General features: G+C 57.0%; 24 protein-coding genes and 1 pseudogene. 14 read left to right on the top strand and 11 right to left on the bottom strand.

Going from position 1 to position 23,597, the window contains the following annotated elements; all coding sequences use genetic code 11:
* The first annotated feature begins 34 nt into the window (after window positions 1-34).
* The 6 genes from CWM53_RS03035 (at window position 35) to CWM53_RS03010 (ending at window position 5,265) form a co-directional block, all read left to right on the top strand.
* Window positions 35-1,363, top strand: coding sequence for an aspartate aminotransferase family protein (locus tag CWM53_RS03035; RefSeq protein WP_022065498.1), 1,329 nt, complete (start codon window positions 35-37; stop codon window positions 1,361-1,363).
* A complete protein-coding gene (locus CWM53_RS03030) occupies window positions 1,360-1,914 on the top strand; it encodes a carboxymuconolactone decarboxylase family protein (RefSeq protein ID WP_176713421.1) in 555 nt (184 codons plus the stop codon). The genes CWM53_RS03035 and CWM53_RS03030 overlap by 4 nt, the downstream gene beginning before the upstream one ends.
* A 127-nt stretch (window positions 1,915-2,041) precedes the next feature.
* Window positions 2,042-2,794: a glutamine ABC transporter substrate-binding protein GlnH gene (gene glnH, locus CWM53_RS03025; RefSeq protein ID WP_008807644.1), complete on the top strand. Its 753-nt coding sequence runs from the start codon at window positions 2,042-2,044 to the stop codon at window positions 2,792-2,794.
* Window positions 2,795-2,845: 51 nt separating this feature from the next.
* Window positions 2,846-3,502 carry a glutamine ABC transporter permease GlnP gene (gene glnP / locus CWM53_RS03020; RefSeq protein WP_100631724.1) on the top strand — a complete coding sequence of 219 codons (657 nt, stop codon included), beginning with the start codon at window positions 2,846-2,848 and terminating at the stop codon, window positions 3,500-3,502.
* 2 nt (window positions 3,503-3,504) lie between these two features.
* Window positions 3,505-4,227 (top strand): glutamine ABC transporter ATP-binding protein GlnQ, encoded by a 723-nt coding sequence (gene glnQ / locus CWM53_RS03015; protein WP_012542105.1) that lies wholly within the window; start codon window positions 3,505-3,507, stop codon window positions 4,225-4,227.
* A gap of 21 nt (window positions 4,228-4,248) precedes the next feature.
* Window positions 4,249-5,265, top strand: coding sequence for a C45 family autoproteolytic acyltransferase/hydolase (locus CWM53_RS03010; protein WP_100750718.1), 1,017 nt, complete (start codon window positions 4,249-4,251; stop codon window positions 5,263-5,265).
* On the opposite strand, the gene CWM53_RS03005 is transcribed toward CWM53_RS03010, so the two are convergent.
* Window positions 5,262-6,452, bottom strand: a complete 1,191-nt coding sequence (locus CWM53_RS03005; RefSeq protein WP_100631723.1) for an MFS transporter — start codon at window positions 6,450-6,452, stop codon at window positions 5,262-5,264. The two genes, CWM53_RS03010 and CWM53_RS03005, sit on opposite strands and share 4 nt — an antisense overlap.
* Before the next feature lie 174 nt (window positions 6,453-6,626).
* Between CWM53_RS03005 and CWM53_RS03000 the strand changes: the two genes are divergently transcribed.
* Entirely contained in the window at window positions 6,627-7,508 is an 882-nt protein-coding gene (locus tag CWM53_RS03000; protein ID WP_074386238.1) for a LysR family transcriptional regulator, read from the top strand.
* Between the two features lie 9 nt (window positions 7,509-7,517).
* Here the strand turns inward: CWM53_RS03000 and CWM53_RS02995 are convergent, their stop codons facing one another.
* Window positions 7,518-8,570, bottom strand: a complete 1,053-nt coding sequence (locus tag CWM53_RS02995; protein ID WP_100631722.1) for an SDR family oxidoreductase — start codon at window positions 8,568-8,570, stop codon at window positions 7,518-7,520.
* 97 nt (window positions 8,571-8,667) lie between these two features.
* On the opposite strand from CWM53_RS02995, the pseudogene CWM53_RS02990 reads away from it, so the two are divergent.
* Together CWM53_RS02990 and CWM53_RS02985 are read left to right on the top strand one after the other, a co-directional pair.
* Window positions 8,668-9,543, top strand: a pseudogene (locus CWM53_RS02990) (LysR family transcriptional regulator); the annotation flags it as partial.
* Between the two features lie 116 nt (window positions 9,544-9,659).
* The gene (locus tag CWM53_RS02985; RefSeq protein ID WP_029884489.1) at window positions 9,660-9,971 is read left to right on the top strand and encodes a hypothetical protein; all 312 of its coding nucleotides are present in this window, start codon (window positions 9,660-9,662) and stop codon (window positions 9,969-9,971) included.
* A 121-nt stretch (window positions 9,972-10,092) separates the two neighbouring features.
* On the opposite strand, the gene CWM53_RS02980 is transcribed toward CWM53_RS02985, so the two are convergent.
* Window positions 10,093-10,575, bottom strand: coding sequence for a glutathione peroxidase (locus tag CWM53_RS02980; RefSeq protein ID WP_074386236.1), 483 nt, complete (start codon window positions 10,573-10,575; stop codon window positions 10,093-10,095).
* Between the two features lie 158 nt (window positions 10,576-10,733).
* Between CWM53_RS02980 and CWM53_RS02975 the strand changes: the two genes are divergently transcribed.
* Complete coding sequence (locus tag CWM53_RS02975) at window positions 10,734-11,297, top strand: hypothetical protein (protein WP_074386235.1); 564 nt, start codon at window positions 10,734-10,736, stop codon at window positions 11,295-11,297.
* A gap of 45 nt (window positions 11,298-11,342) precedes the next feature.
* Here the strand turns inward: CWM53_RS02975 and CWM53_RS02970 are convergent, their stop codons facing one another.
* Window positions 11,343-12,626 (bottom strand): YeaH/YhbH family protein, encoded by a 1,284-nt coding sequence (locus CWM53_RS02970; RefSeq protein ID WP_012968476.1) that lies wholly within the window; start codon window positions 12,624-12,626, stop codon window positions 11,343-11,345.
* Between the two features lie 85 nt (window positions 12,627-12,711).
* On the bottom strand, window positions 12,712-14,646 hold the full coding sequence (gene yeaG / locus CWM53_RS02965; protein ID WP_008807632.1) for a protein kinase YeaG: 1,935 nt from the start codon (window positions 14,644-14,646) through the stop codon (window positions 12,712-12,714).
* A gap of 416 nt (window positions 14,647-15,062) precedes the next feature.
* Here yeaG and CWM53_RS02960 point away from each other — a divergent pair, with 416 nt between their 5' ends.
* A complete protein-coding gene (locus CWM53_RS02960; RefSeq protein WP_008807631.1) occupies window positions 15,063-15,809 on the top strand; it encodes a MipA/OmpV family protein in 747 nt (248 codons plus the stop codon).
* Window positions 15,810-15,903: 94 nt separating this feature from the next.
* Window positions 15,904-16,755, top strand: a complete 852-nt coding sequence (locus CWM53_RS02955; protein ID WP_168432542.1) for an aldo/keto reductase — start codon at window positions 15,904-15,906, stop codon at window positions 16,753-16,755.
* A 55-nt stretch (window positions 16,756-16,810) separates the two neighbouring features.
* Here CWM53_RS02955 and CWM53_RS02950 read toward each other — a convergent pair whose 3' ends face one another.
* The gene (locus CWM53_RS02950) at window positions 16,811-17,695 is read right to left on the bottom strand and encodes a D-hexose-6-phosphate mutarotase (protein ID WP_074386233.1); all 885 of its coding nucleotides are present in this window, start codon (window positions 17,693-17,695) and stop codon (window positions 16,811-16,813) included.
* Between the two features lie 74 nt (window positions 17,696-17,769).
* Window positions 17,770-18,765, bottom strand: coding sequence for a glyceraldehyde-3-phosphate dehydrogenase (gapA, locus tag CWM53_RS02945; RefSeq protein WP_061154949.1), 996 nt, complete (start codon window positions 18,763-18,765; stop codon window positions 17,770-17,772).
* Window positions 18,766-19,102: 337 nt separating this feature from the next.
* On the opposite strand from gapA, the gene msrB reads away from it, so the two are divergent.
* Complete coding sequence (gene msrB, locus CWM53_RS02940) at window positions 19,103-19,516, top strand: peptide-methionine (R)-S-oxide reductase MsrB (protein ID WP_061154948.1); 414 nt, start codon at window positions 19,103-19,105, stop codon at window positions 19,514-19,516.
* 43 nt (window positions 19,517-19,559) lie between these two features.
* On the top strand, window positions 19,560-19,838 hold the full coding sequence (locus tag CWM53_RS02935; RefSeq protein ID WP_004203787.1) for a YeaC family protein: 279 nt from the start codon (window positions 19,560-19,562) through the stop codon (window positions 19,836-19,838).
* 96 nt (window positions 19,839-19,934) lie between these two features.
* On the opposite strand, the gene yajD is transcribed toward CWM53_RS02935, so the two are convergent.
* The 4 genes from yajD to ansA all read right to left on the bottom strand — a co-directional run bounded on the left by yajD (window position 19,935) and on the right by ansA (window position 23,533).
* Window positions 19,935-20,279, bottom strand: coding sequence for an HNH nuclease YajD (gene yajD / locus CWM53_RS02930; RefSeq protein WP_002901254.1), 345 nt, complete (start codon window positions 20,277-20,279; stop codon window positions 19,935-19,937).
* A gap of 159 nt (window positions 20,280-20,438) precedes the next feature.
* Window positions 20,439-21,692 (bottom strand): glycoside hydrolase family 18 protein, encoded by a 1,254-nt coding sequence (locus CWM53_RS02925; protein ID WP_100675734.1) that lies wholly within the window; start codon window positions 21,690-21,692, stop codon window positions 20,439-20,441.
* 170 nt (window positions 21,693-21,862) lie between these two features.
* Window positions 21,863-22,504, bottom strand: coding sequence for a bifunctional nicotinamidase/pyrazinamidase (gene pncA, locus CWM53_RS02920; RefSeq protein ID WP_100729938.1), 642 nt, complete (start codon window positions 22,502-22,504; stop codon window positions 21,863-21,865).
* A 9-nt stretch (window positions 22,505-22,513) separates the two neighbouring features.
* Complete coding sequence (gene ansA / locus CWM53_RS02915; RefSeq protein ID WP_061154945.1) at window positions 22,514-23,533, bottom strand: asparaginase; 1,020 nt, start codon at window positions 23,531-23,533, stop codon at window positions 22,514-22,516.
* Window positions 23,534-23,597 lie beyond the last annotated feature (64 nt).

Raw genomic sequence — 23,597 nt, 5'->3', positions numbered from 1 at the left:
AATTAATGTAGCGGATTCAGGAGCAGAACCCAGTATGAGTCATGTCATTCACCGCAGCCTGCGTAGCACGCCGATCGTGGCCTCCCGTGCCCAGGGGGCCTATATCTTTGATGCCCAGGGAAAACCGTATCTTGATGCCTGCGGCGGGGCGGCGGTTTCCTGCCTCGGACACGCACACCCTGATGTGCTGGCGGCGATGCACCGCCAGATCGATCAGCTGGCCTATGCGCATACCAGTTTCTTTACCAGTGATGTTGTAGAGCAGCTGGCCGACCATCTCACCCGCACGGCACCCGGCGAGCTTAACTATGCCTACTTTGTCTCGGGCGGATCCGAGGCAATAGAGACGGCGCTGAAGATGGCGCGGCAGTACTTTGTGGAGATCGGCCAGCCATCGCGCACCCGATTTATCGCCCGTAAACAGAGCTATCACGGCAATACGTTGGGCGCGCTGGCGGTGGGTGGTAACGAATGGCGCCGTCGCCAGTTTGCCCCCTTATTAATGGATGTTATCCGCGTCTCAGCCTGCAATGAGTACCGCGATCGCCGGGCTGACGAGACCCAGCAACAGTATACCGAACGTCTGCTTAATGAGCTGGAGCAAGCCATCCTTGAGGCCGGCCCGGAAACGATTATCGGTTTCTGTGCGGAAACCGTAGTGGGGGCGACGACGGGGGCCACGCCGCCGACGCCGGGCTATCTGAAGGGGGTGCGCCGCCTGTGCGATAAATACGGCATCCTGTATATCGCCGATGAGGTCATGTGCGGTATGGGGCGGACCGGGACGCTGCACGCGTTTGAGCAAGACGACGTGGTGCCTGATTTAGTGACCATCGCCAAGGGACTCGGCGGGGGTTATCAGCCGATCGGGGCGGTACTGGCGAGTGAGACCATTGTTTCCGCGCTGAAGGCGGGCAGCGGGTTGTTCCAGCATGGTCACACTTACATTTGTCATGCTACTGCCGCGTCGGCAGCTCTGGCGGTGCAGCAGGTGATTGCGCGCGATAATTTACTGGCTGCCGTCAAACAGCAGGGTGCCTATCTGCAACAGGCCCTGCGCGAGGTGCTGGGTGAGTTACCGCATGTCGGCGATACGCGCGGACGCGGCCTGTTTGCCGGCGTCGAGCTGGTGCGCGATAAAGACAACAAAACCCCGTTCGACCCTGCCCTGAAGCTGCATGCTGCGATCAAAGCAAATTGTATGGCGCGTGGGTTGATGGTCTATCCCATGGGCGGCACGATCGATGGTCAGTATGGCGATCACATCCTGATCGCGCCGCCGTTTATCATCACCCCGGCGCAGATCGACTTTGTGGTCGATACGCTGAACAGCGTGATCCGCGAAGAGACGGGGAAATTATGATCAATCGTTTACCGCCCCTGGCGGAACAGGAATGGGACGAGCAGCAACGTCAGTTAGCGGAAGAGATCATCAATGGGCCGCGCGGCGCCTTACTGCCGCCTTTTGAGCCGCTGCTGCGTAGTCCCGAGCTGATGGCGCATGCCCAGCGTATGGGGGAGTATTTACGTTATCGCAGCGCGCTGGGTCAGCGTCTTTCTGAACTGGCGATTTTGCTGACCGCACGGCACTGGTCACAGCCGGTAGAGTGGGCGATCCATGCGCCTATAGCACGTGAGAAGGGCATCTCTGCCGCGGCGGTGCAGGCGATTAAGCAACAGCGTCTGCCAGACGATCTCCGGCCCGATGAGCAGGTGATCTATGACTTCTGTCAGCAACTGCATCAACAGCAAAAGGTGAGTGATAGCACCTGGCAACAAGCCGTTGATTTATGGGGTGAGAAGGGCGTGGTGGATCTGATTGGGATAAACGGTTATTACAGTTTTCTCTCCATGGTGATGAACAGCGCCCAGACGCCCGTACCGGATACCACCGACTCTCTATTTTCTGAATAAGTTAGCCTTTTCATTCGGGCGCATAATAATGCGCCCTGCATATCAAGTGTTGTTATTGGTTCTTCCGGCGATATATATCGCAGGCTGATATTCGTTGCATGCCATTTCATTGACGCTGAGGGTAATTATGACTGGACTATTTAATAAATTAAAACTGACGCTGGCTTTGGTTATTTGTTCTGCCAGTTTTGTGACAGCAGCCCAGGACAAAATAACGGTGGGCGTGGATACCGCTTTTGTCCCTTTTGAATTTAAACAAGGTGATAAATATGTCGGCTTTGATATCGATTTGTGGGACGCTATCGCAAAGAAAATGCATATCAGCTACGAATTAAGGCCGATGGATTTCGGCGGCCTCATCCCCGGACTGCAGTCGCGTAATCTGGACGTGGCGATGGCCGGCATAACCATTACCGATGCGCGTAAACAGGTCGTGGATTTCAGTGATGGGTATTATAATGCCGACCTGTTAATAGCCGTGAAAAGTACTGATAATTCCATTGCCAAATTCAGTGATTTGACCGGGAAAAAAGTTGGCCTTAAGCAGGGGACGGCGGCGGCCAGCTTTATGAAAAGCAAATATAAAGCGAATTATATCGAGTTCCCGAACATCGATAACGCCTACCTTGATCTGCAGGCCGGCAATCTCGATGCCGTCGTTCACGATTCGCCGAATGTCCTTTACTACGTGAAGACGGCGGGTAATGGCAAGGTCAAATCCACCGGTGAGACGGACAGCATTCTGCCACAGCAATATGGCTTTGCGATGCAGAAAAACAGCAGCCTGACGCCAAAAGTGAACCAGGCTCTGCAGGCGCTGCGTGCCGATGGTACCTACGACAAGATTTACGTTAAATGGTTTGCTAAGCAGCCGAAATAACCCTGCCAGGTCGGAGCGATCCGGCCTCATTTCTTCTTGACGGGTAGAATGATGAATTTTGACAGTCGCTATATTTGGGATGCTTTACCGCTGCTGATGCAGGGCTTGCAGCTGACGCTGATTATATCTTTGTCCGGTTTGTTAGGTGGGTTAGTCATTGGCTTGCTGGCGGGTACCTGCCGCGCATTAGGGGGTAAAATATCAAAAACGGTATCGCTGGTGTTTGTGGAATTAATTCGTGGAACGCCGATCATGGTGCAGGTGATGTTTATCTACTTCGCCCTGCCGATGGTGTTGCCGGTGCGTATTGACCCGGTTCCTGCCGCAATTATTACCATTGTGATTAACTCCGGCGCTTATATAGCCGAGATCACCCGAGGCGCGATTCTGTCGATCAATAAAGGTTTTAAAGAAGCCAGCCTGGCGATGGGGTTATCGCCACGCAGCACCCTATTACATGTCATTATGCCGCTGGCTTTTCGGCGAATGATCCCGGCGTTAGGCAATCAATGGATTATCAGTATAAAAGATACATCGCTATTTATTGTGATTGGCGTGGCAGAATTAACCCGCCAGGGACAAGAGATTATTGCCGGTAACTTTCGGGCGCTGGAGGTGTGGACGGCGGTGGCGATGATTTATCTGTTTTTGACATTGTGCCTGAGCTTCCTGCTGAAACAACTTGAGAAAAGGATCCATATTTTATGAGCATGGTTGAATTTAGCGCGGTGGCGAAAAACTTCGGCGCCACTCAGGTGCTGCACGATATCAATTTAAAGATTGAAGCGGGCGAGGTGGTGGTGATCATTGGCCCCTCCGGCTCGGGCAAATCGACCCTGTTACGCTGCATTAACAAACTGGAGGAGATCTCCTCGGGAACGCTGCTGGTGGCGGGCATGCATATTACGGATCCGCACGCGAATGAGTGTGATATTCGCCGCGAAGCCGGTATGGTGTTTCAACAGTTTCATTTGTTCCCGCATCTGACCGCCCTTGAGAATGTCATGTTCGGTCCGGTTCGCGTGCGTAAGCAGAGTAAGGCCGCGGCGCGGGAGCAGGCGCTGGCGTTGCTGGACCGCGTGGGTCTGCGTGAACGCGCCAACCACTATCCGGCAGAGCTCTCTGGGGGGCAGCAGCAACGCGTGGCGATAGCTCGTGCCCTGGCGGTAAAACCCAAAATGATGTTATTTGATGAACCAACATCCGCCCTCGATCCCGAACTGCGGCATGAGGTGTTAAAGGTCATGCGCTCGCTGGCCGAAGAGGGCATGACGATGGTGATTGTGACCCATGAGATTGGCTTTGCCAGAGAGGTGGCTTCCCGGTTGATCTTTATTGATGGCGGCACCATTGCCGAAGATGGTTCACCTGAGGTGCTGCTCACTGCCAGCAGCAATCCGCGTCTGCAAGAGTTTTTGCAACACGTATCCTGAACATAAGTGAATGATGACAATATGAAAACAATCGCAATCCGTGGTTCCGCCTATGCGGTCGGTCAGCAGCTTGGCGCGTTTGGCCGTGAGGCCTGGCATACTAAAATCAGGCAAACGGCGCTTTGGCAAACCGTCACCGCCATGAAAACGGCGGAACAAACCCAGCGCATGCGCGCAGCCGTGCTGGCTCAGTTCCCGCTGATCTGGCAGGAACTGGAGGGTATGGCGGAGGGGCTGCAGGCGCCGGTGGATGAGGTGTTTGCCTGGAACTGTCGCGGCGATCTGGTGCGTTCGACGTCGGATGGCTGCACTACCCTGGCGGGGATAAGCGCTGAGGGCGAGTTAATTATTGCGCATAATGAAGATGGCTTCCCGCAGCTGCGCGGTGACTGCGCCATCGTCCACGTGACACCGGATGTGGGCCTCGCCTTCACCAGCTTCGCCTACCCCGGCTCCCTGTGCGGGCACACCTTCGCGGTGAATGAGAAGGGGATAGTCAATACGGTCAACAATATTCGTGCCGTGCATCGTCCGGAGGGGATGCCGCGCCAGATACTGGCCCGCGCATCGCTGAATGCCACCACGTTAGATGACGCCATTACCCTGCTGACCGCGACATCGCGCGCGGGCGCGTTTCACCACACGCTGGGTCAAATGGGCGATAGCCGTCTGTTTAGCGTTGAAGCTACCGGCTCCGGCAGCTCAGTGCGTCAGCTGACCGCCACCTTTGGGCATGCCAACCATCTGATCCATCCCCAGCTTGAGACCATTGAACAGATCGTGACCGGGAGCTCCGGCTCACGCCAGCAGCGCCTGGACGCGTGGCTGGCGACGAACCCGTCGCTGGATGGGGTAACAGCGAAAGCGATGCTCTCCGACCAGCATGATCCGCTGTTACCGATTTACCGGCTGTCTGCGGAAGATCCGGATGACGAAAATACGCTGGCGACGGCCATTTTTACCCTGAGCACGACCCAGGTCGCGTGGCAGGTCTTCACCCTGGATCGTGAAAACGCGGTTTTACAGGGCAGCCTTTAGCGGTCTGAGGGCGCTTTCAGCAGGGCGATCAGCAGCGTACTGCACGCCATGATCCCCGCCGCCAGCCACGCCATGCCTGACAAGCCCGCGGTGGCGATCAGCTGGCCGCCGACAAGCGCCCCGGTGCCGATGGCGGCATTAAAAATAGCCACGTAAATGGCTGACGCCGGCTGGGCGACCGCGCCTGCGCTGCGCAGCAGCCAGGTCTGTAAGCCGACGAACACAATCGCGATACCGGCGCCCCACAGGGCTAACAGCAGCCCGCTAAAACAGAAAGGCAGGGGCGCAAGTCGTCCGGTGCCGAGGATCGCCAGCGCGCCCCCGCTCAGCAGCAGTGAAGCAAAAATAAGCCCCTTCAGATGACGATCGATAAGCTTACCGGCGATAACGTTACCCACCAGCCCGGAAACCCCTGATAACAGCAGCAGGCCGGAGAGGGCGGTCGCGGGTACTCCCTGCAGTGTTATCAGCAGCGGTTCAACATAGGTGAAGGCGGCAAAGTGAGCGGTAATGATGCAGGCTGTGGCGCCATACAGACCCCACAGCAGCGGATTACGGAAGATATCGCGATAAACACCCAGCCTGACCGGGGTGGGCGCGGCCAGCGCGGGCAGCGTCGAGCATAGCACTGCCGCTGCTGCCAGTGATAACAAGGCCACCGCCAAAAACGCGTGTCGCCAGCCCATGTGGATGGCGATAAAGCTCGCCAGCGGTACCCCCACCACGCTGGCCGCTGACACACCGCCAAAAACGATCGCCGTAGCCAGCCCCAGCCGGTGCGGCGGGACCAGCTGCGCGGCGACGATGCCAATTAAGGCCCAGAAGGCGCCATGCGCCAGGGCGCCAATCATGCGAGCGCTCATCAGGGCGAACATGGAATAAGACCGGGTCGCGGCGAGGCAGGAAAGCGCCAGGGTCAGCATGAGCCCGACCAGCAGCGCCTTGCGTGAAATACGCGCCGGCATCGCGCCGGAAAGGAGGGCCGCCAGGGCGCCCACCCAGCCGTAGGCGGTGACGGCAAGGCCCATGCTGGATTCCGTCTGGTGAAAATCCGCCGCCAGGGCGCTGAGCATGCCCACCGGCGCCAGTTCGCTGGTGACGATCGAAAAGGCGCAGATCCCGAGCGCAATGACGGCTATCCAGACGCGCGTCGGGGTTGGGTTAAGGGGTAAAGCAATCTCTTTCATGTCAGGCGTATCCTAAGAGGGGGAGGCCGCGCATGGTGCACGGACGTTCAGGTGAGGAGAGAACCGGCGATCGGATGGCCAGTTTGTCTCCGCGAGTGGCGTGCAGTATCATCCCTGCGAAAATGATAAAAAAGAGCAGAAAACGGAGATCCGTTTTCCATAAATGGAAAAGAGATGACGGCAGAGTTTAACTGGGACGATGCGCGCATATTCCTCGCCATCGCCCGGGCGGGAACGCTAAGCGGCGCCGCCGACAAGATGAACATGGGGATTGCCACGGTGTCCCGCAGGCTGGATAGGCTGGAACAGTCGCTGAAAGTCCCGCTTTTTAGCCGCCATCAGAGCGGCTATCGCCTGACCGACGATGGCGAAGCCCTGCTCGCGCGGGCGGAGGCGCTGGAATACGCAGGCCTGGCGTTCGGCGAGGCGGCGCAACTGCAGGGGCATGTCGCCGGGGTTGTCCGCCTGGCCACCTCGGATAACCTGGCCACGCATTTTATTTTGCCGTCCCTGAAAGGGCTCCTGGACCACTATCCTGACCTGCGGGTGGAGGTGCTGAGCGGTGTGCAGCCGGTGAACCTGCACCGTCGGGATGCCGATCTGGCGATCCGCATGGTTAAGCCTGACGCCGGGCATTTGACCTTAAAGCGGCTGGGGACGGTGGGGTTTGGCGTCTATGGCGCCGCCGGCTACCTGGCCGGTGCGGACGGCCAGTCGCTGAGCGAGGCGGACTTTGTAGGGTGGCCGGAGACTCACCAGCACCTGCCGGCCGCCCAATGGATCACGCGCACCCTGCGAGGGCGACCGTGTAAAGTCGAAGCCAATACGCTCGTGGCCCAGGTTTCCGCGGTATCAGCGGGACTTGGACTGGGCGTCCTGCCGCACTTTATGGCGCGGGCCAACGGGCTGCAGTGCCTGCAGCCGGAGATCGGTGCGGATCAGACACTTTGGCTGGTGATGCATTCCGACCTGGCCGGGTCCAGACGCGTGCGGGTTATCGCCGACCATCTCATCACCCTCTTTGCGGACCATCAAGATCGGCTGGCGTTGCCCTGACGCTGACGCTCAGGGGATCACCCGCGCCGTTCTCAGCTGCGAAAACAGGCTGAAAAACATCTCGTCTGTGGCCTGCATCCGCTGGAAGCCAGCCCGGCGCAGTTTACTGCCATCGCCAAACATGTCGTACTGCCAGCCGAACACGAAATCGGCAAACTGACCGTCGCTCAGGCGCAGAATGTCCGTTTCCACCAACCGCTCTGCGGCCAGCTCGCGCCAGACGGCACGGTAGTCACTGAATAACTGATGAAATGAGAGCCGGACCGGCGGGGCGCATTCCAGTTCAAACCACTGCGCGATGCGCGGCCACAGCTCGCACCAGCGCCAGATATCACCATTATTGACGTTGAAGGCCTCGTTCTCCCCCGCCGGTGAGGTGGCGGCCCACAGCGTGGCCTCCGCCAGCAGGTCGGCGTCAGTATGATCGACAATGCTGTGCCAGGTGGTTAACGTGCCGGGAAAGCGCAGCGGTAAACCCAGGGCTTTGCACAGTGACGCGTACAGCGCGATGCTTAACGCAAGATTCATGGCGTTACCCGGCACCGGGCTGCCCACCACGCCGGGCCTGATAGCGCTCCAGTGCCAGGTTTTGCCTTGTTGAAAGTGGCGGAGCCACGCAAGTTGAGCGGCGTTAAATTCAGCCCCGGGTACGCCGGGGTCGCTTTCCCGCGCCGGGGTTTTAAAGGGGCCAAGATGGGCGCCATACACTTTATACCCCTGCATCAGGCTGACCGCCTGCAGCGGGGCGTTTTGTTCGACGTGGCTGACCAGATGACGCAGCATGGTAACGTTCGGTTCCACCATTTCGCTCCAGTTTCCGGCATTCATCCAGGCACTGTAAAAAATGTGGGTCACGGTGGACAGCGGCTGGAGCGCTTGCGCACTGTGCCGGGCATCGCGTAAATCGACGTGAATCATCGGGATCGCCTCCGGTTGCGACAGGGCGCGGTGGCTGAGGCCGATAACCTCCCATCCACGATGTAACAGGGTGTTGACCAGCTGGCGACCAACGATGCCGCTGCTGCCAGCGACCAGTGCGACCTGAGAGGATGTCTTGTTCATGGTGTTTCTCCTGGGAAGGTGACCGACACAGTGTGCTAGATTATTTTTTTGCCACCTATCCCATGAAACGGATGACACTTATCAGCAGAATCATGAAATGAATAATAAGCTCACCGCCATCGCCACCTTTCTGCGCGTTGCCGAAGCCGGCTCATTTTCCGCAGCCGCCCGGCAGCTCGGGATGAAGCAATCTGCCGTCAGTCAGCAAATCGCCGCGCTCGAACAGGAGCTTGGCGTGGTATTACTCCATCGTACGACGCGGGCCATGATGCTCACTGAACAGGGTGAACATTACCGGCGTGATATGCAGCGGGTGCTGAACGCCATGCAGGAGGCGGAAAGGCGGCTCAACCCGGCGGAGCCTCAGTTTCAGGGGCGGGTGCATGTCCAGTTGCCAAGCGGTCTTGGCAGTCTTCTGCTGCCGCATCTGCTGGCGCTGCAAAAACAGTATCCTGAACTGCACCTGATGCTGTCGCTCGACGATCGGATCGCCGATCTGGTTACCGAAGGGGTGGATGTGGCGCTGCGTCTCGGCCATGAGCCGCCGCCATCCCATGCTGCGCGGGTTCTGGCGCGGATTGAAACGGCGCTCTTTGCGGCACCAGGTCATTACGCCGTCCAGTCCGTGGACGACCTGGCGGAGTATCCACACGTTCGGTTTAGCGGCATCCCGCTTGATGCTCCGCTGCGGATAATTTCCGCAGACGAGACGAGAGACGTGCAGGTTAAGACCGTTTTTCGGGCCAACACCAGCGATGCGCTGTTGCAGGCGCTGGAATCCGGTATCGGCATCGGAGGGATGCAGCGACCGCTGGCGGCCAGGGCCCTCAGGGCTGGAAGGCTGGTGCCGATCCTGGCTGACTGGCGATTACCGGACCGCTTCCTGTATGCCGTCTATCCCGATGCGCGTTTTATTCCGCCACGGGTCAGAAGCGTGATCGCTTTGATTGAGGCGCGACTGCCGGAGATAACCGCGGGGGCAGAGGGCGAGGTGCCACCGGATTCAGAGCCGTGCGCGGTATCTCGACGCTCCCCTACAGGTGGTTTCTGATGTTAAGGTGAGACGTTTATTACCACAGGAGAATGCAAATGATTGTCAGGACCTGGCACGGCTGTGTGCCATTGCAACATGCCGAGGGGTTTGCCCGCCACCTTGAGCTGACCGGCGTGGAACACGCCCGGGGTATCCCCGGCAACAGAGGCGCGCTGGTGCGCCAGGAAAACCAGGGCGAATGGGCGCATTTCTTTCTCGCCACCTACTGGCAGGATCTTGCGGCGGTCAAAGCCTTCGCAGGCGAAGACTATCACGTCGCGGTCACCTATCCGGACGACGACGCATTCGAACTCCTCTCCGACCCCTACGTGTTTCAGCATGAAGTTGAGGCCGTGTCGCCGCTGTAGGCTGATGACCGGGCAGGAGGAAGATTGGCCAGCAACAGACGGTTGCTGGCTGCGTGCGATCGACTTCTACCTTGCATGGGCAGCCAGTCACCGGTGGGTGAACGTGGCAAGACGGGAACACTCAGCGCGTGAGGGCCGCGACAATGGCGTCCTCCATTTTCTCCGGCGTCGTGAACGGCGCAAAACGCGTGAGGGGTGTGCCGTCGCGAGCGATGAGGAACTTGGTGAAATTCCACTTGATCCGTCCGCCGAGCACGCCGGGCAACGCGTGTTTCAGATAACGAAACAGCGGGTGTGCGGCGGGGCCGTTGACGTCCACTTTCGCAAACATCGGGAAGCTCACGCCGTAGTTAACGTGACAGGTCTGCTCAATTTCATCCGCGCCGCCGGGTTCCTGCTTACCAAACTGGTTGCAGGGGAAACCAAGCACTACCAGCCCCTGAGCCGCGTACTTTTTGTAGAGCGCTTCCAGGCCAGCGTATTGCGGTGTGAAGCCACAATGGCTGGCCGTATTCACCACCAGAACCACCTTGCCAGCATAGTCAGACATGGAGAGGGGCTGGCCGCGCAGGCGGGTAGCCGTCAATTGGTAAAAAGGGGGCATAGCAGGCTCCTGAGAGTAGAAACAGTTCAACGCTGACGATCGCGCGAATGTTTGAAGCAGATTAGGCAGTTATGATACACAGGGTTAGGGATTTGTACCTGGAGTGTTAAAAAAACGCCAGATGTCATAGAGAAAATCGCGAACAGGAACGGCTGAAAATGATGAAATATGTCTTATCGCTGGTGGTGGTGGCAATGCTCGCAGGATGTACCAGCACGCCAAACTTACCGCCTACGGATACTATTGTGGCGGTGAAACCCTCAGCGTCCGGTATTGTCGCCAGCTCAGCGAAATACAGTTACCGCTTTGTCCGTGACGGTGTGCCTCAGGAATATCAGCGTTATCAGACCTTTTATGAACGCTTTCACCAACAGGCTTCCGGCGTGCGGGTTAACTTTGTCGTGGAACAACATGAGGTGACGGCGGAATATCTGGTGGTGATGGATCAGCGCAAACTGGATGCCGGGCAGCATAGCGAGCTGGTGAATCAGTATCATGCGGTGCAGATTGATAACGATCGCCTCGGGGTGTTGTTTAAAGCGACAGGATTTTGGACTGCATCGGATGCGTCAGATCTGGCCGCCGCCTACCAGCTAGCGCACCCCGTTGTGGTATCAATCAATGATAAGACCAAAACGATTAGCTCGCTTGGCGCCGTCGCCCTGGCTCCGTTGTTTCCGTTTTACATGATGTATGGATGTGCCATCGGGCCTTGTGTCTGAGGAAAACAGCCAGCAAGTCACTCGACTCACTGGCTGAGTATTTAATTAAGCTTCACTTTTAGATGACTGCTTGTGAAACAGTTCGCGGAATACCGGGTAGATATCTTCCTGGTCACGAATATGCTGCATGGCGAAATTATCAAAGGTCGCCTGCAGATGTTCATACTCGCGCCACAGGGTTTGATGCGCCCGGCGGGTAATTTCGATGTAGCTGTAATAACGCACCACCGGCAGAATTTTCTTCGCCAGCAGTTCGTGGCACAGCGGGGAGTCATCGGCCCAGTTGTCGCCATCCGACGCCTGGGCGGCGTAGATGTTCCACTGCGCCGGGTCATAACGGGCCTGCACCACTTCATCCATCAGTTTCAGGGCGCTGGAGACGATGGTGCCGCCGGTTTCCTGAGAATAGAAGAATTCGTGTTCATCCACCTCTTTTGCCTGGGTATGGTGGCGGATATAGACCACATCGACGTTTTTATAGGTCCGGCTGAGGAACAGATACAGCAGGATATAAAAGCGCTTGGCCATGTCTTTGGTGGCCTGGTCCATCGAGCCTGAGACGTCCATCAGGCAGAACATCACTGCCTGGCTGGAGGGCTCCGGCCGTTTTTCGTAATTTTTGTAGCGTAAGTCAAAGGTGTCGATAAACGGCACCCGTTCAATTTTGGCGCGCAGCTCGGCAATCTCTTTGCGCAGGCGCTCCTCCTCCAGCAGCTGCACCGGTTCGCTGCGGCTGATGGTCTCCAGATCCTCCTCCAGGGCGCGCAGTTCACGGCGCTTGCCGGCGGTCATCGCCGTACGGCGGGCCAGCGAGTTCTGCAGCGAACGCACCACGCTGATGTTGGCTGGCACCCCATTCGAGGTAAAGCCCGCGCGATGGGTTTTAAACTCGTTCAACTGCCGGTGCTGATTCTTCTTCAGGTTCGGCAGGGCGAGATCTTCAAATAACAGATCCAGGTACTCATCTTTTGAAATCTGGAAGACAAACTCATCCTTCCCTTCGCCGTCGGCGCTGGCTTGCCCCTGACCGCCACCACCGCCGCCGCCACCGCCCTGCGGGCGCTCAATCCGGTCGTTTTGCACAAAATGATCGTTGCCCGGGTGGACGCGGTTGCGCAGGCCGCCGCGACCCTGATGAAACATCGGCTCGTTGATATCGTCCGTCGGGATCGAGACGGATTCTCCGCTCTCAATATCGGTGACCGAGCGCTTGTTGATAGCCTCGGAAATCGACTGTTTAATCTGCGCCTTATAACGGCGCAAAAAGCGCTGGCGATTGACGGCGCTTTTGTTTTTCCCGTTCAGGCGTCGGTCTATGAACCAGGTCATATGCCCTCCTGTACTGCATTAGCCAACTTTGCTTATCATCATTCAGCTGCAGTTGACCCGGCGGCGTGCCGCCGGGCTTGACGCATCAGGACGATTTACGAACCCGCAGGTACCACTCGCAGAGCAGGCGAACCTGTTTGCGGGTGTAGCCTTTTTCCATCATGCGGTCGACAAAGTCGTCGTGTTTTTTCTGCTCATCGGTTGATGTTTTGGCATTAAACGAAATGACCGGCAACAGCTCCTCGGTATTAGAGAACATTTTCTTCTCGATAACCGTGCGCAGTTTCTCGTAGCTGGTCCAGTTCGGATTACGTCCGCTGTTGTTGGCTCTGGCGCGCAGCACAAAGTTGACGATTTCGTTACGGAAGTCTTTCGGGTTGCTGATCCCGGCCGGCTTCTCAATTTTCTCCAGCTCCGCATTCAACGACTCACGGTCAAACAGCTGCCCGGTGTCCGGATCGCGATACTCCTGATCCTGGATCCAGAAGTCGGCGTAGGTGACATAGCGATCGAAAATGTTCTGCCCGTACTCGGAGTAGGATTCCAGGTAAGCGGTCTGGATCTCTTTGCCGATAAACTCGGCGTATTTCGGGATCAGATAGCCTTTGAGGAACTCCAGGTAGCGCTCGGCGTTCTCCTGTGGGAACTGTTCGCGCTCAATCTGCTGCTCCAGGACATAGAACAGATGCACCGGGTTGGCGGCCACCTCGACATGGTCGAAGTTAAACACCCGTGACAGGATCTTAAAGGCAAAACGGGTGGAGAGCCCGTTCATCCCTTCATCCACCCCGGCGTAATCGCGATACTCCTGATAGGATTTCGCTTTCGGGTCGGTATCTTTCAGGCTTTCGCCATCATAGACCCGCATTTTCGAGTAGATGCTTGAGTTTTCCGGCTCTTTCAGGCGCGACAGAATCGAGAAGCGCGCCAACGTTTCCAGGGTGCCCGGGGCGCACGGCGCGTGGGTCAGCTCGCTGCTGTTGAGCAATTTTTCATAGATGCGGATCTCTTCGGAGATACGCAGGCAATAAGGCACCTTGACGATATAGACGCGGTCGAGGAAGGCCTCATTGTTCTTGTTATTACGGAAGGTCACCCATTCCGATTCGTTGGAGTGGGCGAGGATTATCCCGTTAAACGGCAGGGCAGAGATCCCTTCGGTCCCGTTGTAGTTCCCTTCCTGGGTGGCGGTCAGCAGCGGATGTAGCACCTTAATCGGCGCTTTAAACATCTCGACGAATTCCATAATCCCCTGGTTGGCACGGCACAACGCACCGGAGTAGCCATAAGCGTCCGGGTCGTTTTGCGCATAGTGTTCCAGTTTACGGATATCCACTTTACCCACCAGCGCCGAAATATCCTGGTTGTTTTCATCACCGGGTTCGGTTTTGGCGATGGCGACCTGCTCGAGAATCGATGGCCAGACTTTGACCACGCGGAATTTAGTAATATCGCCGCCAAACTCGTGCAGGCGCTTGGCCGCCCACGGCGACATGATGGTGCCGAGGTAGCGGGTGGGCACGCCATACTCTTTCTGAAGGATCTGGGCATCCTCCTGCGGATTAAACAGGCACAGCGGGTGATCGTTGACCGGGCTACGCTCGCCGTTGGCGCTCAGCACATAGATGGGCACGCGCTGCATCAACGCTTTCAGCCGTTCAGCCAGCGACGATTTACCACCGCCCACCGGCCCCAGCAGATAGAGGATCTGTTTCTTCTCTTCCAGCCCCTGGGCGGCATGCTTGAGATAGGAAACGATCTGCTCAATGGCGTCTTCCATACCGTAAAACTCTTCAAAGGCCGGATAGCGTGCGATGACCCGGTTTGAAAAGAGACGGGATAGCCGCGGCTCGAGAGCCGTATCAACCATGACGGGTTCACCAATGGCCATCAACAGACGTTCTGCCGCATTGGCATAGGCACTGCGATCTTGCCGGCAGATGGTAAGAAACTCCTGCAGTGTGAACTCTTCGTCCTTGGCAGCTTCATAGCGCTGGCGATAGTGATCGAATATATTCATGGCATGCCGTCCTTTCGTTTTTTAGCACAGGTTGAGAGCCGTTCATATGAGTAGTGGGGGCCCCCGGAAGACATAAGCTGAACGTCGCTCTCCAGATATCCAGCAACCCTTATGCCAGGTTGCGGGTGGAGTAGCGTGAATGTGCCCTGCAATTACACCTTCTAAATTTAAGCGTAGATGCATTTAGAAATCTTGCATGCCGCAGAAAATCAATTTCAATGACATATCAATAACTCATCCTGAAAATGACGCTTTTTGACACGCCAGGACGCGAAGCTGTCACCGGGCTGTCACCTCATGGTAAGAGAAGGGTGGGAAAGTGAACGATTTGTGTCATGTCGGGTAAAGAATTTGAGGCATGAGGCCTACGACGGTAAACTGCACGAGCTGATAATTTGACAACGGGAATATGGATTGTGACTAAAATCAAACTTCTGGCACTCGGCGTGCTGATTGCGACGTCCGCCAGCGCGGCGCATGCCGACGGGAAGTTCACTCTTGGGGCTGGCGTGGGCATCGTCGAGCATCCGTATAAGCAGTATGATGCGGATGTCTACCCGGTGCCGGTCATTAGTTATGAGAGCGATAACTTCTGGTTCCACGGTCTGGGCGGGGGCTACTACCTGTGGAATGACACCAACGATAAGCTGTCAATAACGGCCTACTGGTCGCCGATGTACTTCAAGCCGGGCGACAGCGACAGCGCGCAAATGCGTCAACTGGACAAACGTAAATCGACCGTGATGGCCGGTCTGTCTTATGTCCACAACACGCCCTATGGCTTCCTGCGCACGACGATTGCAGGCGATACGCTGGATAACAGTAATGGTATCAACTGGGATCTCGCCTGGCTGTACCGCTACACCAACGGTAACCTGACGCTGACGCCGGGCATTGGCGTGGAGTGGAACAGCGACAATCAGAACGAATACTACTATGGTGTCTCGCAGCATGAGTCCCGTCGCAGCGGCATGCGCAGCTACGATCCGGACAGCAGCTGGAACCCGTATCTGGAGCTGTCGGCTAACTATCGGTTCCTCGGCGACTGGAGCGTATACGGTATTGCGCGCTACACCCGCTTGTCGGATGAAATTACCGACAGCCCGATGGTGGACAAATCCTGGAGCGGCCTGATCTCAACCGGGATCACCTACACCTTCTGATTGTGCATCATTACAGTGCGCTTTATGCATCAAAACAGGGCTTCACGCCCTGTTTTGCTTTATGGTGGTGCAGAAAGCTAAAGAGGAGGAGACGGTGAAAAAAACAGTACGCTTTGGCGAGCAGGCGGCGGTTCCGGCCATCGGGCTGGGCACGTGGTATATGGGCGAAAACGCGGCGCAGCGTCCGCAGGAAGTGGCTGCACTGCGTGCGGGCATCGATCATGGACTGACCGTGATCGACACGGCGGAAATGTACGCCGACGGTGGGGCGGAAGAGGTAGTAGGGCAGGCGATCCGCGGCCTGCGCGACCGCGTGGTGCTGGTGTCTAAAGTCTATCCCTGGCACGCCGGCGGAACGGCGATGCGTCGCGCCTGTGAGGATAGCCTGCGCCGGTTGCAGACCGACTATCTCGATATGTATCTCCTGCACTGGCGCGGGGATATCCCGCTGCAGGAGACGGTTGAGGCGATGGAGAGGCTGGTGGCCGAGGGCAAGATCCGCCGCTGGGGCGTCTCTAATCTGGACACCGATGATATGCAGGCGCTGTGGCGGACGGCGGGTGGCGAACGCTGCGCGACTAACCAGGTACTCTATCATCTCGCATCGCGGGGCATTGAATACGATCTCTTGCCCTGGTGCCAGCAGCACACTCTGCCGGTGATGGCCTACTGCCCGCTGGCGCAGGCGGGGCGCTTACGCGATGGACTTTTTCAGCATAGCGATATCATTAATATGGCTAACGCGCGGGGGGTGACAGTCGCGCAGCTGCTGCTCGCCTGGGTGATTCGTCATCCCGGAGTGCTGGCGATCCCGAAAGCGGCCAGTATTGAGCATGTGGTGCAGAATGCAGCCGCGCTCGATATCGTCCTCAGTGCGGAGGAGCTCGCGCAGCTGGATCGCCTCTATCCGCCACCGCAGCGAAAAGCCCGGCTGGATATGGTTTAATCAGCGCCTCAGCCAGCGAAGAAAAAAGCCCCGTCTGAAACGGGGCTTTTTGCTGTTAGCGTTTTTTCAGGCTGATGGTCTGCGCCAGGCGAGAGGGGGTCTCTTCGCTGGCTTTCTGCGGCTGGGTCACGCAGCAGGTTTCGACGCAAACGAAGGTTTTGTAACCATCGTCCGGCATGTCGCCCATGCTGACGGACAGCGCCGGGCCCGGGTTCCAGGCCACCACGTTGTGCTGATGATGGTGCACGACGTCGATAGTGCGATTAAGCGCATCGTCATGGATCACGCTGCAGCTGTCGGCGTTGAGATAGACGCGGTCGGTGCGGTCCGGGAAGGTCTGCACGCCATTGCTCAGGACGCCTTCTTCGGCATTCTTCACTTTATCGATATAGCGCTCGCCAAGACCGCTCACTTTCACCGCCGCGATATCGCCGACGTTGAAGTAGGTATGCAGGGCAGAGGTGGTCTCGAATTCACCGTGGGCTTCCAGCTCGATTTCGCAGGTCTTGCCCAGCTTAAAGCGGGCATAGAGGGTGAATTCGTGCGGCCAGAGCTTCATGGTTTCGGCGCTGTGCTGGAGCGCAAAGGTCAACATGACGCCGCTGTCGTCTTCGTCATGACCTTCCAGGGTCCATGGCAGATTGCGGGCAAAGCCGTGCGACGGCAGACCCTGCTGCGAAGAAGGACCAAACCAGGGCCAGCAAATCGGCACGCCGCCGCGCAGGGCGACGCCCTGTTTAAACGGGGTGTTGTTGCTCAGCCACAGGACTTCTTCTTCACCGGCGGGTTTCCAGGAGAGCAGGTGCGCCCCCTGCAGCGCCACAGAGGCTTTCACCTGCGGATGGTCGATGACAATCAGCTCCAGGTCGTCCAGCTGGCGACGGGAGATCACGGGAGAAATGGTTTCATTCACCGGGAGAGCAAAAATTTTATTTATCATTGTGCAATCCTATCTCTGCAGACAAAAAAAAGAGCGACCGAAGTCGCTCTTACAGATTACTTTTTCATCTCAACTTATTTGGAGATGTGAGCAATCAGGTCCAGAACTTTGTTGGAGTAGCCAGTTTCGTTGTCGTACCAGGAAACCAGTTTCACGAAGTTGTCGTTCAGTGCGATACCTGCTTTAGCATCGAACACGGAAGTGCAAATTTCGCCGTTGAAGTCGGTAGAAACAACGTCGTCTTCGGTGTAACCCAGAACGCCTTTCATTGCGCCTTCAGAAGCGGCTTTGATGGCTTTCTTGATTTCTTCGTAGGACGCTGCTTTTTCCAGACGAACGGTCAGGTCAACAACGGATACGTTCGGAGTCGGAACGCGGAACGCCATACCGGTCAGTTTGCCGTTCAGTTCTGGCAGTACTTTACCTACTGCTTTAGCAGCACCGGTAGAGGACGGGATGATGTTCTGAGCTGCGCCGCGGCCGCCGCGCCAGTCTTTGTGAGACGGGCCATCAACGGTTTTCTGAGTAGCGGTGGTAGCGTGGACGGTGGTCATCAGGCCTTCAACGATACCGAAGTTGTCGTTGATAACTTTAGCCAGCGGTGCCAGGCAGTTGGTGGTGCAGGAAGCGTTGGAAACGATGTCCTGGCCAGCGTAAGTTTCGAAGTTAGCGCCGCGAACGAACATCGGAGTGTTGTCTTTGGACGGGCCAGTCAGAACGACTTTTTTCGCGCCAGCGGTGATGTGTTTACGAGCGGTTTCGTCGGTCAGGAAGATACCGGTTGCTTCAGCAACAACGTCAACACCAACTTCGTCCCACTTCAGGTTAGCCGGGTCACGTTCAGCGGTAACACGGATTTTTTTACCGTTAACGACCAGATGACCGTCTTTCACTTCAACGGTACCGTCGAAACGACCGTGAGTGGAGTCATACTTCAGCATGTAAGCCATGTACTCTGCGTCTAACAGGTCGTTGATTGCAACGATCTCGATGTCAGAACGTTTCTGAGCAGCACGGAAAACAATGCGACCGATACGGCCAAAACCGTTGATACCTACTTTGATAGTCATATATTCCACCAGCTATTTGTTAGTGAATAAAAGGTTGCCTGTAAAATTACAAAAACCTTACGCAGCGTCAAGCGGAATCGTGTCAATCATTGCGACAAATCAATCCTGAGCAGACCTTGCGCGATTGATTTGCCTCACTCTCCCTTTGAGCCCAATTCCATATGGGGGCTGCGCGCGGAATTTTAAAGGGCATTTAAGATAAAAACGTGATTTAAGTCACAATTATCTGGCTGCCTGTTGGCACCGCATAAGTTTAGAACAAAAGTGCACGCTTCATTGTTAATGTTTTGTTAGAATTGGAGCGAAAGTTGTCCATTGCAAAGCGAGATATAAGCCCATGGCGAATAAACCCTCCCCGGAAGAGCTGAAAAACGGCTTAAGCGAAATGCAGTTTTACGTGACGCAACATCATGGCACGGAACCGCCTTTTACCGGACAGTTGCTGCACAACAAGAAGAATGGCGTGTATCACTGCCTGGTGTGCGATGCGCCGCTGTTTAACTCCCAAACCAAGTACGACTCCGGTTGCGGCTGGCCGAGCTTCTACGAACCGGTGAGCGAAGAGGCCATTCGCTACCTGACCGACAACTCGCACGGCATGCAGCGCATTGAGATCCGTTGCGGAAATTGTGATGCCCATCTCGGCCACGTGTTTCCGGATGGCCCGCAGCCGACCGGCGAGCGCTATTGTGTGAATTCGGCGTCGCTGAGCTTCACTGATGAGCAGAATGGCGAGCAGATTAAGGGTTGAAGAAACGATTCAGCAAATTATTCCAAGCGGAGTGGAGCGGAAGATGGATATTGAGCAAATTATCGACAGTATGACGCCGGAAGTTTACCAGCGTCTGGCGACGGCGGTGGAGCTGGGAAAATGGCCGGATGGCGTGGCGCTGACGCCGGAGCAAAAGGAAAATAGCCTGCAGCTGGTGATGCTGTGGCAGGCCCGGTATAACACCGACGCCCAGCACATGACCATCGACACCCGCGGGCAGATGGTGATGAAGAGCAAACAGCAGCTGAAGGAAGATTTCGGCATCGTGCCGAAGCCGATCGCCACCGTTAAGCTGCAATAAACCGCCAGCCGGCGGCGCGTGGTTCCGGCGTCGGGGTCACCCCGCGCCGGACGGCGTCAGCGTGAACGACCGCGCGCAGCGGCCGAACCGGTCTGCTTACTTTTTGTTCATCATCGCTTTCAGATCGGCAAACGGATTGTAGGTAGCCTCGCCGACGCTCTTTTGCGCATCTTCGCCCGCCACCACCGTGGAGCCATACTGATCGGCTTCGGTGTACTTGGAATGTTCGTGATCGTGACAGTACAGGCACAACATCTCCCAGTTGCTACCATCTTCCGGGTTATTGGAGTGGTCGTGATCGATGTGGTGCACCGTCAGTTCGCGTAGATTTGAATAGACAAACTCCCGCGAGCAGCGTCCGCACACCCAGGGAAAAAGCTTGAGCGCCTTTTCGCGGTAACCCACTTCCAGACGCGCGTAATTTTTGGGGATATAGGCCATGGCCCCCTGCCTCCTGTCAAACGGTTAAGCTGCGCCAGCGCGTGGCGCAGCGGATAACAGGCATCATAACCTATCCCGGGCGGCGCGATATACCTGCATTGCAGGCGATGTTGCCTGCGTCACGCAGCCCGAGGGGGGGATGGGGTGGAACCGTCGCGGTTAGTGTTTGATCCCCAGCGATTCCGCCAGCTGACGGGCCAGCTGATTCTGGTCATCGGCGCCATATTCCCAGAACATGGCCCCGGCCAGGCCCTTCGCCTTGATATAGTCCGCCTTAATGGCCACCGAGCGCGGGTTCTCATACGACAGGGCGAACAGCGGCTTGCCCTCCGCCGACTGCACTGACAGCCACGGAACCTTCGCTTCATCGTCCCAGTGCTCGGTAAAACGCTTCTGCGGATCGTTGAGCAGTTTGCTCACGATATCGTTGTATTTCACGTAGGTGTCTTTGCTCAGGTCATAGCCCAGCGAGGCAAACAGCGCGATCTGTTGTGGCCCAAAATAGGGTTGGGTGACCGGATTGTTTTGCGCATCCGCTTTCGTCCAGTCAATCCCCGGCTCGACAGCCCGTTTCGGTACCCGGCCATAAAAACCAATCCCGAGGTTCATCTGGCTGGGTTTAAGCCCGGCGGCCAGGTAATTGTTGACCACAAAATCGGCGCTGTATTTATCAGCCGCGGCGACCGTCGGCCAGTGGCGGGAGTCATACAGGTTCGAGTTGAAGTACTGCGTGCCGTAGGCCATGTCGTAGGTCATCAGGTTGATGTAGTCGAGCGATGGCGCAATCGCTTTAACGTCCACCCAGCTTTTCGGGCTTTCTGCGTTAGCCCCCACGGCAATAGTCACCAGTTTCTTCGTACCAAACGCTGCGCGCAGCTCTTTTAACAGCGCGGTAAAGTTATCGCGATCGGCCGGTTGACTGGCAACCAGCCCCCAGGCGCCGTTGACCGGAAACTCCCAGTCGAGGTCAATCCCATCCAGACCATATTTTTCAACTATTTCCTGCGCAGACTGAATAAACACCTTCCGGGTTTCTTTGCTTGCCGCCGCGCCGGAGAATCCGCGCGCCCCCCAGCCGCCGACCGACAGCAGGACCTTGAGGTCCGGGTTCTGTTTACGCAGGGCCGGGAGCTTTTGCAGATCCTCCTGCACCTTCGGCGACAGCCAGATCTCGTGCAGATGAGCAGGATCCTTCAGGGCCGCATTGGTCTCGTCTTTTTCATCGTTATAGATAAGACCAAACGAGTAGTTGAGATGGGTGATCTGCCGGACGTCCAGCTTATCGATATCGCCGCCCGGCCCGGCAGTGACGTCGCCGCCGCCGTTAAAATAGCCGACGGACATCAGGGGTTGGGCAGAGAGCGCAGAAGCGCAAAGCAAGGGCAAGGCTGCCAGCAAGGGCAAACGTTTCATAGTGGTTCCTCTTTGACATAAAAAATAACCACGCCACGGAAATGGCGTGGCGAAAAAACAGCCTTGCCAGACTACCAGCAATAACCTGTTGAAACTGCGAGAGAGTTCAATTTATGGACGATAGCGAGGCGGCAGAAGAAGACCCGGCGCGAGGGCGCCGGGAGAGAGGATCAGGCCTGAGATTCCCGCCAGTCATCGAGGGTATACAGCGTGGCGCCCGCGGCGGCCATCTCCATAAACGCCTGGCTGCTGTCCTGCGGCTGCAGATTAACGCCGCGACAGCCGTCGATGATGACATTGACCGTATAGCCCAGCGCGAGGGCATCCAGCACGGTGAATTTGACGCAGTAATCGGTGGCGAGGCCGAGCACGGTCAGTTCCACGATGCCCTGGCCGCGCAGCCAGCCGTCCAGTTCAGTTTTCTGCCGGTGACCGTTGTCAAAAAAAGCGCTGTAGCTGTCAATGGCCCGGTTTTGCCCCTTATGGAACACGGCGTTGATCGCCTGCTGTTTGAGCAGCGGATGCAGCGCCGTGCCTTCGCTGTGCTGTACGCAGTGATCCGGCCAGAAGGTCTGCGCCAGGCCGTCGAGTTCGCCCTGGGTGTAGGGTTCCACCTGGTGCTGGCTGGCGAAGCTGCCGTGATCCGCCGGGTGCCAGTCCTGGCTGGCGACGATGGGCTCGCCGCGCGCCAGGCTCCAGTCGATAAGCGCATTAGCCACCTCGACGGTACTGTCGCCTTCAGGAACCGCCAGCGCGCCGCCGGCGCAAAAGTCGTTTTGCAAATCAACCAGTAACAGCGCTCGATGTGCCATACGTCCTCCTTAAGCCTCGTCGGGGGTGAGTTCGCCACGCAGATTTTGCTGCATCGCCGCGCGAATGGCGTCAACATCCAGCTGCTGGCTAAGCAGATAGTGTAGCTTGGTCAGCGTCGCTTCCACCGTCATATCGAAACCACTGATGACCCCCGCCTGGGCGAGGGCGTTGCCGGTAGCATAGCCGCCCATGTTCACTTTCCCGGACATGCACTGCGTCAGATTGACCACCACAATACCGCGCTGGCTGGCTTCCGCCAGCACCTGAATAAACTCGCCATTCTGTGGGGCATTGCCGACGCCATAGGAGCGGAGGATCAGCGCTTTCACCGGCTGGCGCAGGAAATTGCGCACCACGTCGGCGGAGATGCCGGGGTAAATCGTCACCACGCCAATCGGCTGCGGGGTGATGGGGTGCACGATAAGCTCCCCGCTGCCCTGCGGCGCCGGCGGGGTACCGAGACGGCGAATATGGATCCCGGCTTCCAGCAGCGGCGCGAGGTTTGGCGAGGCGAAAGCGTCGAAGCCGTCGGCATGGGCTTTAGTGGTGCGGTTGCCGCGAAACAGTCGATTGTTGAAGAACAGCGCCACTTCGTTAATCGGATAGTTGGCGGCGACGTAGAGGGCGTTGAGCAGGTTAATCTGACCATCAGAACGCAGCTCGGCCAGCGGGATTTGTGACCCTGTCACAATGACCGGCTTGCCAAGGTTTTCCAGCATGAACGACAGCGCCGAAGCGGTAAACGCCATGGTGTCGGTACCATGGAGGATCACAAAGCCATCATACTCATCGTAATGGCTGCGGATATCGTCGGCGATGTGCTGCCAGTCCTCAGGGGTCATATCGGATGAATCCATCAGCGGATGGTATTCATGGATCGTGAAGTCCGGCATCTCCGGACGATGGAACTCAGGCATCAGCGCCAGCTGACGCTGCAGATGGCCGGAAACGGGTACATAGCCGTGTTCAGAGCGCTGCATACCGATGGTCCCACCGGTGTAGGCAACGTAAATCGATTTTTTTTGCATAGCATCGCTTAGGTTGGTCGTAGACAGGCGCAGTATAAAGAGACGCAGGAAAAAATACAGTGTT

It is taken from the genome of Klebsiella sp. A-Nf5 (genome assembly GCF_002810545.1).
Classification (GTDB): Bacteria; Pseudomonadota; Gammaproteobacteria; order Enterobacterales; family Enterobacteriaceae; genus Klebsiella; species Klebsiella variicola.
Note: the sequence above shows the minus strand (reverse complement) of the source record. Positions and strands in the feature narration are given on the sequence as shown.

Bases quoted from the DNA above. Each gene is read 5' to 3' on its own strand.
- CWM53_RS03035 (WP_022065498.1), top strand. From the start codon at position 35: ATGAGTCATGTCATTCACCGCAGCCTGCGTAGCACGCCGATCGTGGCC.
- CWM53_RS03030 (WP_176713421.1), top strand. From the start codon at position 1,360: ATGATCAATCGTTTACCGCCCCTGGCGGAACAGGAATGGGACGAGCAG.
- glnH (WP_008807644.1), top strand. From the start codon at position 2,042: ATGACTGGACTATTTAATAAATTAAAACTGACGCTGGCTTTGGTTATT.
- glnP (WP_100631724.1), top strand. From the start codon at position 2,846: ATGAATTTTGACAGTCGCTATATTTGGGATGCTTTACCGCTGCTGATG.
- glnQ (WP_012542105.1), top strand. From the start codon at position 3,505: ATGGTTGAATTTAGCGCGGTGGCGAAAAACTTCGGCGCCACTCAGGTG.
- CWM53_RS03010 (WP_100750718.1), top strand. From the start codon at position 4,249: ATGAAAACAATCGCAATCCGTGGTTCCGCCTATGCGGTCGGTCAGCAG.
- CWM53_RS03005 (WP_100631723.1), bottom strand. From the start codon at position 6,452: ATGAAAGAGATTGCTTTACCCCTTAACCCAACCCCGACGCGCGTCTGG.
- CWM53_RS03000 (WP_074386238.1), top strand. From the start codon at position 6,627: ATGACGGCAGAGTTTAACTGGGACGATGCGCGCATATTCCTCGCCATC.
- CWM53_RS02995 (WP_100631722.1), bottom strand. From the start codon at position 8,570: ATGAACAAGACATCCTCTCAGGTCGCACTGGTCGCTGGCAGCAGCGGC.
- CWM53_RS02985 (WP_029884489.1), top strand. From the start codon at position 9,660: ATGATTGTCAGGACCTGGCACGGCTGTGTGCCATTGCAACATGCCGAG.
- CWM53_RS02980 (WP_074386236.1), bottom strand. From the start codon at position 10,575: ATGCCCCCTTTTTACCAATTGACGGCTACCCGCCTGCGCGGCCAGCCC.
- CWM53_RS02975 (WP_074386235.1), top strand. From the start codon at position 10,734: ATGATGAAATATGTCTTATCGCTGGTGGTGGTGGCAATGCTCGCAGGA.
- CWM53_RS02970 (WP_012968476.1), bottom strand. From the start codon at position 12,626: ATGACCTGGTTCATAGACCGACGCCTGAACGGGAAAAACAAAAGCGCC.
- yeaG (WP_008807632.1), bottom strand. From the start codon at position 14,646: ATGAATATATTCGATCACTATCGCCAGCGCTATGAAGCTGCCAAGGAC.
- CWM53_RS02950 (WP_074386233.1), bottom strand. From the start codon at position 17,695: ATGATAAATAAAATTTTTGCTCTCCCGGTGAATGAAACCATTTCTCCC.
- gapA (WP_061154949.1), bottom strand. From the start codon at position 18,765: ATGACTATCAAAGTAGGTATCAACGGTTTTGGCCGTATCGGTCGCATT.
- msrB (WP_061154948.1), top strand. From the start codon at position 19,103: ATGGCGAATAAACCCTCCCCGGAAGAGCTGAAAAACGGCTTAAGCGAA.
- CWM53_RS02935 (WP_004203787.1), top strand. From the start codon at position 19,560: ATGGATATTGAGCAAATTATCGACAGTATGACGCCGGAAGTTTACCAG.
- yajD (WP_002901254.1), bottom strand. From the start codon at position 20,279: ATGGCCTATATCCCCAAAAATTACGCGCGTCTGGAAGTGGGTTACCGC.
- CWM53_RS02925 (WP_100675734.1), bottom strand. From the start codon at position 21,692: ATGAAACGTTTGCCCTTGCTGGCAGCCTTGCCCTTGCTTTGCGCTTCT.
- pncA (WP_100729938.1), bottom strand. From the start codon at position 22,504: ATGGCACATCGAGCGCTGTTACTGGTTGATTTGCAAAACGACTTTTGC.
- ansA (WP_061154945.1), bottom strand. From the start codon at position 23,533: ATGCAAAAAAAATCGATTTACGTTGCCTACACCGGTGGGACCATCGGT.